The organism is Alteromonas sp. 14N.309.X.WAT.G.H12 (assembly GCF_036697315.1).
In the GTDB taxonomy this organism is placed as follows: Bacteria; Pseudomonadota; Gammaproteobacteria; order Enterobacterales; family Alteromonadaceae; genus Alteromonas.
This window is the reverse complement of the sequence record NZ_JBAHZB010000019.1, coordinates 24,666-35,772: the sequence shown is the minus strand read 5'-3', so window position 1 is coordinate 35,772 and position 11,107 is coordinate 24,666. Positions and strand designations below refer to the sequence as shown.

Here is an 11,107-nt window from a genome sequence, read left to right as displayed (position 1 = left end):
AGAAAGTCGGTGTAACGAATAGACGGCGAGATCTGGAATTGAGCATACAGTGAATCGATTTCCAGTTCGGTGGCAAACACCAACTTGTCTTCTACTACCCAACTGTCATGAAACTGCGAGAAACCGTAGGCATTTTCATTGATGTTATCGTATCCATCATAAAACAACTGGTTTTTAATCTCCCAGTTTTCGGTGTAATAAATAATATCAAAGTACAGGGTATTGGCTTCGTTCTCTAAGCGGTCTTCCGGTGCCACCAGCGTTTGCGAACCACTAAGGGTGGTGGTACCTACATTCTCAAGGGCCATTAAGGGCGTCGCTTCAGAATCGGTGAAAGCCGCGGCGGGCACGTAAAAGTTAAATTCACTTTCACCGCCGAGATCCACAGCGCCATATTCATCGTGAGAGATTAGCCCGTCACCGTCGGTATCTAATGGCTGGGCCGTTCCCGTGATATAGGTTCCGTTATCAACTAATTCCTGCGTCAGGCGGTTCCAACCGGCTACCTGATTACCGTCGTATTTGTGGTACATACCACCAAATTCAACCCGTAAATTATCAGAAATATCAATATTAAAAGAGGCTTGTAAAATTGATTGGTCGGTGGCGGAGTTTTCATAATAGCTACCCGAATTTTCCACTTCACCGTAGATATAATAACCCATGTCTTTACCGGCAATACTCGCCGGACCGCCAACTTCAGCGGTAAGTACGCTCTTATCCCAACTTCCGTGGGTATAGGACAAGGCACCAGTAGGCTCTTCTAAATATTGCCCTGAGGATGCACGAGCAGATTTGGGGTTAAAGTTTAGGTAGCCACCAATTTTCGATGGGCCATAAATGGGCGATGCAGGACCGCGTACAATATCGATACGGCTTGATGCACCAATTGGCGTAGGGTAGTTGCCTGGGTTATCCAGACGTTTTACGCCACGAAAATAGGTTTCACCGGGATTACCGCGAATATCTAGTGAACCTGCCACGCCAAAAAATGACTGGGTGAAGGTACCAGGCGCAAAGGCCACCAGCTCATCAATATCTGAAACGTTAAATCGTGACATTTGTTCGTCACTGATGGTGGAGGCGGAGCGAGGGGTTTCCAAAATTGATTTACCGAAACCGAATACGGCTTCGACGTCCTGCCCTGGGAGACTCCCCAGTGAACCTGTGACTTCAATTTTTTCCATTTCTTCTTCGCTGGGCGTATCAACTTCCTGGGCCAGGACAGCCGCAGGTGTAAGCACCAGGCCAAAGGTAATGGCTCTGGCTAGCGGTGAAACCGCAAATCGTGTGTGTTTCATGTTTGTCCTCTGTTTTAATTATTTGCCTCTTTGGGCGGGCGTTTATTTGTGTATTCCTAGCTGGAATAGCACATTCAGTGCCAAAAAGTTGTCCGTTTGGTCAAGCTTTTACAGAGTTGTAACTTATTGTATTTAATATTTAAATTTTCTTGCTTAAGTTTGTTAACATAATAGTAAAGATTGCGTAAACTTTTTTTGATGCCCTAAGCACCAATTTAGTGCGCAGCAATATGTCTGTTGCACCTATGTCTCTTTTTTGAGCAATCACAAGGTTAGGATGTTGATTTGGGGGCGGGCATCCCATTAATGGATACTGGTGCCACGGTGGGTGATTTGGGTAAAATAATATCAAGTAACACCGCCGTGATCCCCGCCATGGTAACCGGGGAGGCAAAAATATTGGCTATCCAATCAGGCATGTGAGAAAGAATATCCGGTACCATCATGACGCCCATGCTCATACCAAAGGATGAGGCGGCAATTAAGCTGGTTCGGCGATCTAAGGGTTGATGAGTCAGGATCTTAAGTCCACCTACGGCAACCATGGCAAACATAATTAGGGTCGCACCACCGAGTACGGCTTTGGGGACGGTTTGTAATATCCCCCCAACAATGGGAAACACACCTAAAAAGACATAAAAGCCACCGATGAAAATACCCACCCGACGACTGGCGATGCCGGTGAGCTGTATAACCCCGTTGTTTTGCCCAAAGGTGGTGTTGGGGAACGTATTAAAAAAGGCCGCGAGTACTGAGTTGACACCATCACCGAGAATACCGCCTTTTATCCGATTTAAATAAACCGGCCCGGTGATGGGCTCTTTACAAAACAAACTGTTGGCAGTGAGATCGCCGGCAGTTTCGATGGCACTAAAACAATAAATAAGTGCCACAGGAACAAACAGGGCAAAATCAAAATCCAGTCCAAAAGCCAAGGGGGAAGGCAGGGAAAATACCGGTAATGCCGTAAGATGGGAAAAGGCAATGCCGTCGGTAAAGCACACATACAGGGTACCTATTGCCATGCCGATAAAAATAGCGCTAAGTCGCAGCCAGTAGTGATTTGATGCATTGAGTAAAATAATGATCAATAAGACCGCTAACCCTAAACCTACATGGTCAAGGCTACCAAAATCTGCTGCCCCAGCTCCGCCAGCCAAATCCGTCATACCTACCTCAATGAGCGATAAACCGATGCTGGTGATGACTATGCCGGTGGTAACAGGGTTTAGCAGGTGCTTGAGCTTATGAATAAATAAGCTTAAACCTATTTCCACCACTGCGCCGGCCATGGATATTCCCATCAACATAGCCATCACTTCCCCGTCTGAGCCGCCTTTTGCACGCACACTGGTGCCTGCTAAAATGAGGGCACTGACAAAGGCAAAACTGGTGCCTTGAATAGCCACAAGACCGCTACCCACGGGACCGATTTTCTTTGTTTGAATAAAGGTGCCAATCCCGGAAACCAGCAGCGCCATACTGACTAAGAAAGGGATTTGTGCGGTAAGATCCAACGCCCCGGCAATGATTAAGGTTGGCGTGACCACACCGACGAAGCTTGCCAATACGTGTTGAAACGCGGCGGTGGTACTTTTGAGTATACCGGGCTTGTCATTGAGTCCGTAAAGTAATTCTGTTTGTTCAGACATCAGTTACTCGCTTTGTTTTTGCCACATAAAGGTTTATCAAACCGGCAGATAAACCGGTGTAGTTCAGGCATAGGCCCATCAAAACTGGCATTAGGAGCAAGGGCTTCGAAGGCATCCAGTTTGTTTTTCAGTGCTGCTAAATGTTGCTGCTTTTCTTGTGTGGGTAAAAAGCTGTATGCAATGGCATTTTCTGCCAGCATGCGGAGTTCTTCCCAAGACAGGTTAAATTGGGTAACTGCAATATAAAATTCATCGGTTAGGGTCGAATCCCACATGCCCCTGTCGTCGGTGGATAGGGCTACGGGAATACCAAGGCGCAGATATTCCCCAAAGGGATGCTGTTGGTAGTTGTCGACGTATTCCAGCAATAAATTGGAAATCAGGTTGATCTCTATGAGGTAGGGGCCGTTTCGCATTAACAGCAGGGTGTCAGGATCGGTGATGGTGTTTATGCCATGGCCAATTCTGTCGGCGCCGAGCAGTAGGGTATTGCGTACATGTTGATTCGGTTCGTCCACTTCGCCAGCGTGGATCGCTAGGGGAATTTTAGGATAGGCGTGGCGAAGTTCTCGTAACACAGGTAGAAAACGTAAGGGGTGACCTTTGTCATTGTCTTCCCGACCGACAAAATTGATCCCCACATAACTATCTCGGTGGCTATCCACAAACTGATAAACCTGTCTTAAGGTTTCCTCGGCGTTGGGTAAAAAACGCAAAATAGCGTACTGAAATTTTACCGTCACGCCGGTGGCTTTTCCTTCTTCGCTATTAATGGCCTGACGCAAGATAGACAGTGCTTCATCAGCACTAAAGGCATTGCCGTCAGGTTTAACCATATGGTGTACATTGACCTGGGTTTCGAGGTAGGAGACGTTTTCTTCGGCGTAGGCCTGCATATTTTTGACCAGTAACTGGCCAGTTAAATAAGGGTTAGCTGTTAATTCGTTTAATCGTTGCCAGTGTTGCTGGAAAAATACGTCTCGTCCTTCGCCGGCTTTATCTAAGCGTAAACTATTTAAAAAGCTTGTTTTTTGCGATTCAGAGAGACGGGAAAGGGCGGTATAGCCCGCTTTTTGGCAATCAGGCAGTGCGTTATAGGTGGATGCCTGTATGGTTCTGAACAACAGAAAGGGAGATTGGGGGCTATAGGCATCAGTTTCCAGTCCATCACATAAGGTCAAATGGGTGCGGGTGTAATAGGTGTATCCACCATTTAAATGGGTGTCGGTGGCTAATTCCCACCACCATTCACTGAATGCTGATCCGGTCAGGTGATGGTGGAGATCGCCCCCTTTAGGCAAAGCGTGGAGAAAATTGTAGATGGCTTGCGGTGACGCGGTTTGCTTAAAGGTACGAAACCAGCTCGTCATATCAGACGCCTGACTGGTCAAAGAAAAGGTTAAAAGTAATAAGGGTAGAACAGCGCGTAAAGACAAATCGGATTCACTGATATTGGTAACGAGAATACCAGTGTTAAAGCAAAATTATGACCACTTAGTCAACATTCGGATCTAAATATAAATGACTGAATAAAAACAGATTATTTCTTTTATTTTAAAGCTGGATAGCGGCACTAGGACGTTGCGGGATAGATGCTGCACCTTTATGGTGATATTGCCCAATAACGGTGAGCGGCTGTCGCAGAAAAAGACGGTATGGGTGAAATCTCTACGACAGCGGCATTGATGATATAAGTGCGGTTTTCAGGGCTAACTGAAAGTGACGTGATCCGGTAAGGTGACAAATATGGAGTGTCTGACTTCGTTGTACATGGCGCGGCTACAATGGCCTTCCCCTTCCGTATCTTCAAGCAGCAATACATCTCCGGCTCCAAACACATGGCGTTCGTTAGTGGACACGGTGAACTCGGCACGACCTTTTAAAATAAACAGTAATTGTCGAGCAGGGGCCGGATGCCATTTAAAATCGTAGTCTGCCGGGGTTTCTCTGAATATCACAGTGCCGGCGTCAAACCGTTCTGAAAGCAGGCCTATGGGGCCGCCGTCACTTAGTGGGATGTCCACTTCGCCAAAATGACTTTTTCCTTCATCGTCGTGATAGATCCGTTTTATTTTCACTATTACCTCCGGTGGTTATTTAGCAAGATGGTTAATCGTTGCGTGCAATGCTGCCAGCGCCACAGCCACATCTTCTGTTTTAATGGCTTCAGCGGGATGGTGACTGATCCCTCGGTCGCAACGCAAAAACATCATGGCAACAGGGCATAACGCCGCCATGGCCATGGCATCGTGTCCCGCGCCTGATAGTAGCGTGTAGGCAGGAATTCCGCATTCATTTATGGCCGTTTTTAGTATGCTTTGTAAACGATGATCACATTGCACCGCAGGGGCTTCGTGGGTCTGTTTTATATCTAAAGAAACATTCCTGCGCGTCGCTATCTGTTTGATACGATGCATGATTTGTTCCATTGCAGCATCGCGCTGGGAATTATTTTCACTGCGTATATCCAGTGAAAAGCGGGTTACCCCTGAGATAACATTGACCCCGTTGGGTTTGTTCTCAATTTTTCCTACTGTGGCTACCACATTATGCTCAATTGCCACTTGTTCCACTGCGAGGTTCATTTCGCTGCTGGTGGCGAGGGCGTCCTGTCGCATGGTCATCGGTACGGTGCCAGCATGACCGGCCATACCGGTCACGGTGATCTCGAAACGTCGTGCGCCGGCAATGGCACTGACCACACCTACAGGCAGGCGTTCATGTTCTAAAACCGGCCCTTGTTCGATATGAAGTTCCAGATATCCGAGTACTTGGGTGTCGGTGATCGCGGCATCGTTGACTTTTTCGTAGGCCAAGCCGAACTGTTCCAGGGCATCGGGCAAGCTCATCCCTGTCTCATCTTTCATTTTGGCCCATGACTCGGGCCATTGGCCTGTAAGGGCTTTACTGCCTAACAGGGTTGAGCCAAAGCGGGTGCCTTCTTCGTCACCAAAACCCACAATATCCAAATGAAAGGGTAAGGGGGTGCGGGTTCCTTTCAGCACATGAATTAGTGAGATGGGGGCAACCACACCTAACATACCGTCGTATTTACCACCGTTTGGCACCGTGTCTAAGTGACTTCCCATAATAAAACGGGGAGCATCAGGATCGAGACATTCATAACGCCCCCACAGGTTGCCAGCTTCATCTTGCCAAGTCACCATGCCGGCATCGCCCATCCAGCCAGCGACTAAACGATTGGCTTGATGATGTTCAGGCGTTAGGTAGCGGCGATCCAGATAATCAGGATGCTGACTGATGTTGCCCAACTCTTCAAGCCTAGCCATCACAAGTTGAGCAAGGGTGTTGAAATCAATCATGGTTTTGAACCGCGTACACATCCATGGCGGCATCCACCGCTTCACCCTGAGGCAAAGACATCCCCGCACGGCGTAGTGCCGTCTCTAATGATTGAAGGGTATGTAATACCGCATCTTGTCTGGCGTTATAGCCCATGGTACCAATACGCCAAATACGACCTTTAAGTGGTCCAAAGCTGGTACCAATTTCAATATTAAACCGGTTAAGTAGGGTATGGCGGATGGCCTCGCCGTCAACCTGAGCAGGAATTTCAACGCCCACTACGTTTGTCATTTTATGGCGTAAATCCCCAAAGGGCGTCAGCGACATCGCTTGAATGCCAGCGAGCATGGCATCACCGGCTAATTGGTGACGCTGGATCACTTGCTGTTGACCTTCTTCAAGGAGGGTAACGGCACATTCTCTGGCACAAAAAAGCATGGAAGCGGCTTCAGTATGGTGGTTTAACCGTTCCTCGCCCCAGTAATCCATAATCATGGGTAAATCGAAATAATTTGAGCGGATCCTGCTGCCTGCTGAATCTTGATGATGGGCATCGCGAATACCTGCTTCAACATGATGGCGACGACGCACGCAATGGACATATTTTTCACTGAGTGTAACAGGCGCGCTGCCGCTGGGGCCGCCGAGGCATTTTTGTAAACCGGCGGAAACTGCGTCCAAGCCCCATGTGTCGGCTTCAAAAGGGTTGCCGCCAATGGATGCGGTGGCATCGGAGTAAAAAAGTACGTCGTGACGGCGACAAATTTCCCCTAATTCGGCCAGTGGTTGTAGCATGGTGGTAGAGGTATCACCCTGTACGATGGCCAAGACCTTGGGTTTGATTTTTACGATGGCCGCTTCTATTTGTTCCGGTTCAAAGACTTCTCCCCAAGGCACTTCGATGGTGTGTACATCGGCGTCCGCACGCTGGGCAATTTCCGCAAGGAGGTGACCAAAGCGTCCAAAAACCGGCACCAGTACTTTATCGCCCGGTTCAATACAGGAGACCAATACCGCTTCGATACCGGCCCGGGAGGTGCCATCAACGAGAAATGTTTGTTTGTTCTGTGTATTAAAAACATTGCGATAAAGGGCCATGACTTCATTCATGTAATCGGTCATCACAGGATCATATTGTCCTACCAACTGCGTTGACATGGCCTGCAATACGCGGGGATAGCAGTTAATTGGGCCTGGGCCCATTAAAAGACGAGGAGGAAGGGTTAAAGGTTTCATGTTTATTCCTAGATAATAGACTGCGCCAACATGCGCAAACCGGTGATAATGAGCACAACGGCGAAGACTTTTTTCAACATCGCGGCATTCAGTCGGTTTGCGATAGAAGCGCCAATGGGCGCAAAAATAACGGTAAGGGGAACAATGCACACAAATCCCAGCATGTTTACTAACCCGAAGGTGGCGTAAGGGGCATCCACCGGACGCTGGCCAAGGATTAACATGGTTAATGCGGCAGGCAGAGAAATGATAAGCCCAACCGCTGCGGCCGTGCCAACGGCGCGGTGTGCCGGGTAGTTACAAAATGTGAGAGTGGGAACCGTAAGGGTGCCGCCGCCAATACCCACCATACTACTGAAAAATCCAATACAGGTGGCCATCACGCCTTGACCAGGCTTGCTGGGCAGGGTGGATGCAATGGCCGGTTTTTTGCTCACCAGCATATTACAAGCAGAGAGTGTGGCGATAATACCAAACAATAGGGTTAGCCATTTACCTTCGACTTGGGTGACCAAAAAACTGCCTAGTAGCACACCGAGTAAAATAAACGGGGCCCAGAACTTCAATAGGGCGAAATCCACATTCCCTTTTTTATTGTGGGCCATAATGGAACTGACGGAAGTCGGAACAATGGTTGCTAATGATGTTGCCGTGGCGACTACCATGGCGGTATTGGCACTGATGCCGAGGGCTTGGAACAGGAAAAAGAGGATCGGCACAATCACTATGCCGCCGCCAACGCCTAATAAGCCGGCTAAAATGCCCGCAAACACGCCGGTTCCCATCATGGCTAAAATTATACCTATGTTCTCTGTAATAAAGGCCATTATTTCCCTTCTCCTATTACTGCATTTTCGGGGTATCCTATTATGGCCTTGCCATCACTTCTTGGATCGGTGGCGGCACTGACTTCTCCGCTAGCGTGAACCACTGCACCGGCATGTCCCATCAGTTCGTTGCAGGCATCTACCACCACCAGATCATGGCCTTTGTGTTGCAAGCCTTGACCCACATAATCGTGTAAATCCCGTTCAACTTTTAGGTTATGACTGACATCCCCCCAGGTGCGACCGAGTAGCCATCTGCCCAGTGCAATGGATTTATCCAGGGGCTGATTGTGATACACATGACGAGCAAAAAGCGCTGCCTGAGTTTGTGGCTGACCTTCACCACCCATGGTGCCATAGCTGATGCGTCTGCCATCGTGTAATTCCGCGAAGGCAGGATTAAGGGTATGGAAAGGCGTTAATCCCGGTTGCAGATATTGATTATTTGCTGGATCGAGTGAAAAAGAGGTGCCTCGGTTATTCCACACAATTCCCGTCGAAGGGCTGACGATACCGCTGCCAAACTCCCAATACAAAGACTGGATATAACTTACCATTCGTCCTTCGGCATCACAGGCGCCCATCCAAATGGTATCGCCGTGAGCAGCGGGTTGAGGCCATGGCATGGCGTGTTCAAGATCTACCGCGGCGGCCATTTTCTCTAAACTGCTTTCGGTTAGCAGTTGTTGAAGATCGGTTTTGAGACGACTGGGGTCAGTGACAAATCGATTACGTTTTAAAAAGGCTTGTTTGGTACATTCTATTAACAGGTGCACCATGTCCGTATCACTACTGCCTTGTTGCCAGACTTTGTCGTAAAGGGCCAAAATAAGCAAAGAGGCGATCCCTTGAGTGGGCGCGGGAAGGTTATACAAGGTGCCTTTACTGGTGGTAACCGATAGGGGGGTAACAATACGGGCTTGATAATCGTTGAAGTCTTTTCGGCAAAGGGGGGAACCGGCAGCGGCTAAATCTGCAGCCAGTTTATCTGCTGTTTCGCCTAAATAAAAATCCGCTAAGCCCGCATTGGCCAGATGTTTCAATGTGGCCGCCAGTGCCGGAAGTTTTACCACTTTCCCTTTTTTAAGGGGCTTTTCTTTAATTAAAAATTGCTCAAACCCTGGCCCTTTATGCAAATCATCGAAGGTTTTAAAGCTGGCATCGCTGAGGCTTTGGGTCACTTCAATGCCCCAAGTCGCCTGATTAATTGCGGTATCCAGCAAGGTCGTTAAGGGCAGAGGGTTTTGCCAAGAAGCACTGATTTTCAAAGCCTCAATCCAACCGGCAACGGCGCCAGCCATGGTCAGCGCGGCTTTACCGCCGCGGCTAGGTATGGCTTCGTTATTGGCATAAAAATCCGGGGTAGCCTTAATGCCGGCCACACCCGCGGCATTGATGCCTACAGGAGCCTTGCCCGGCTCACTGATGAGCCAAAATCCATCGCCCCCTAATCCATTCATATGGGGGTATTCCACGGCAATGGACGCCGCGGCGGCCACCATGGCTTCTATGGCTGTTCCGCCTTTCTCTAAAATAGCATTACCCACTTGAGATGCGGCGTAATGAGGGGCGGTAAAACCAATCATATTATTTTTTTTCATTGGTTAGCTGTTCCTAAATATTCTGCAGTGCGCAGCAACAATTTGTCGCTTCCTTTGGGGCCGATTAATGAGACTCCACAAGGTGCATGATGCAATAAATGGGTAGGCAAGTGTAATTGTGGGCAACCACTTAATCCGGCCAATGCTGTTAAAGACAGTAAACGGTTTCGGTAGTCGGCTAATTCATTTGCCGGGGTTGCGATCAACGGACTGATGCCTGGTGTTGTGGGTAGCACCAGTATTCTTTCACCCACTAACGCAGAAAACCAGTGTACAAATGCAGTTCGCTGATCTTGGGCGGTTTGAATTTGTTGATAAGTATAGCTGGCACACCCTTGTAAACGTTGATCAATGTCTACGGCGATGTGAGGGCGACTGGTGCGGATCCAATGCCCGTGTTGTTGCCAGATTTCCGCGCCCTGAAGAATACGAAATGTGTCGTTTAGCTGCCATTTTTGGGTATCGATTTCTATCGGTGAGGCAAATTCAAGTGCACTATTTTGCTGCCATTGACCCAGCATTTCACGTAATGCTGTGGCATGGGCAGCCTCGTCGATAAGGTTGTCCACCACACACAAGGGTAACAAGGTGTGCGATGAACTGTCAGGGAGCAGACAATCCATGACTTTACTTAAGGTGGCCAAATCCCGGGTGAGGGCACCGACGGTGTCAAAAGAGGGCGCCAAAGGCACCATGTTGTCGGTGCTGATGAGCCCATGGGTAGGACGTAGTCCAAATAAACCTTGATAACTGGCGGGTACACGAATGGATCCGCCTGTGTCTGTGCCCAATCCTATATCGGCCAGTCCCATGGATACAGCCACCGCAGAGCCTGAACTGGAACCTCCAGGGAGGCGGGTGGGCGCTTTCGGATTGATAGGCGTACCATAATGGATATTTTGACCATTAAGACTGTAGGCAATTTCATCGGTAATGGTTTTACCCACGAACTGGGCGCCATTATTTAGCAATCTTGTGACCGCTGGCGCTGTTTGCTGGGGAATCGGATGACTTTTCAGCCAGTCAGGATTACCCGCAGACGTGGGGAGGCCGGCGATGTGAAATAGATCTTTCACTGCCAGGCGCAGGCCGTTTAACGGCGAATTGGCTGACGTAGCGGGACATTCATCCAGCCAGTCTGGCTTTGTGGGCAAAGCCATAAATGGGTTATTTGTGGTATTCAC

At 48.8% G+C, this 11,107-nt stretch carries 8 protein-coding genes and 1 pseudogene; all 9 read right to left on the bottom strand.

Annotation, left to right across the window (positions count from 1 at the left end):
- Positions 1-1,301, bottom strand: a pseudogene (locus tag V5298_RS08095) (TonB-dependent receptor plug domain-containing protein); the annotation flags it as partial.
- Positions 1,302-1,573: 272 nt separating this feature from the next.
- Positions 1,574-2,953, bottom strand: coding sequence for a uracil-xanthine permease family protein (locus V5298_RS08090; RefSeq protein WP_332930951.1), 1,380 nt, complete (start codon positions 2,951-2,953; stop codon positions 1,574-1,576).
- Entirely contained in the window at positions 2,953-4,323 is a 1,371-nt protein-coding gene (locus tag V5298_RS08085; RefSeq protein WP_332930950.1) for an adenosine deaminase, read from the bottom strand. Before V5298_RS08085 ends, V5298_RS08090 begins: the two co-directional genes overlap by 1 nt.
- Before the next feature lie 339 nt (positions 4,324-4,662).
- A complete protein-coding gene (locus V5298_RS08080; RefSeq protein WP_332930949.1) occupies positions 4,663-5,031 on the bottom strand; it encodes a hypothetical protein in 369 nt (122 codons plus the stop codon).
- A 15-nt stretch (positions 5,032-5,046) separates the two neighbouring features.
- Positions 5,047-6,276, bottom strand: a complete 1,230-nt coding sequence (locus V5298_RS08075; protein ID WP_332930948.1) for an allantoate amidohydrolase — start codon at positions 6,274-6,276, stop codon at positions 5,047-5,049.
- On the bottom strand, positions 6,269-7,495 hold the full coding sequence (locus V5298_RS08070; protein WP_332930947.1) for an alanine--glyoxylate aminotransferase family protein: 1,227 nt from the start codon (positions 7,493-7,495) through the stop codon (positions 6,269-6,271). Before V5298_RS08070 ends, V5298_RS08075 begins: the two co-directional genes overlap by 8 nt.
- Positions 7,496-7,503: 8 nt before the next feature.
- Positions 7,504-8,322 (bottom strand): sulfite exporter TauE/SafE family protein, encoded by an 819-nt coding sequence (locus tag V5298_RS08065; protein ID WP_332930946.1) that lies wholly within the window; start codon positions 8,320-8,322, stop codon positions 7,504-7,506.
- A complete protein-coding gene (locus tag V5298_RS08060) occupies positions 8,322-9,923 on the bottom strand; it encodes a gamma-glutamyltransferase family protein (RefSeq protein WP_332930945.1) in 1,602 nt (533 codons plus the stop codon). The genes V5298_RS08065 and V5298_RS08060 overlap by 1 nt, the downstream gene beginning before the upstream one ends.
- Complete coding sequence (locus tag V5298_RS08055; RefSeq protein ID WP_332930944.1) at positions 9,920-11,107, bottom strand: amidase; 1,188 nt, start codon at positions 11,105-11,107, stop codon at positions 9,920-9,922. Before V5298_RS08055 ends, V5298_RS08060 begins: the two co-directional genes overlap by 4 nt.

What these genes read in the sequence shown, in the direction of transcription:
- V5298_RS08090 (WP_332930951.1), bottom strand. Translation starts at nt 2,953, where the DNA reads ATGTCTGAACAAACAGAATTACTTTACGGACTCAATGACAAGCCCGGT.
- V5298_RS08085 (WP_332930950.1), bottom strand. Translation starts at nt 4,323, where the DNA reads ATGACGAGCTGGTTTCGTACCTTTAAGCAAACCGCGTCACCGCAAGCC.
- V5298_RS08075 (WP_332930948.1), bottom strand. Translation starts at nt 6,276, where the DNA reads ATGATTGATTTCAACACCCTTGCTCAACTTGTGATGGCTAGGCTTGAA.
- V5298_RS08070 (WP_332930947.1), bottom strand. Translation starts at nt 7,495, where the DNA reads ATGAAACCTTTAACCCTTCCTCCTCGTCTTTTAATGGGCCCAGGCCCA.
- V5298_RS08065 (WP_332930946.1), bottom strand. Translation starts at nt 8,322, where the DNA reads ATGGCCTTTATTACAGAGAACATAGGTATAATTTTAGCCATGATGGGA.
- V5298_RS08060 (WP_332930945.1), bottom strand. Translation starts at nt 9,923, where the DNA reads ATGAAAAAAAATAATATGATTGGTTTTACCGCCCCTCATTACGCCGCA.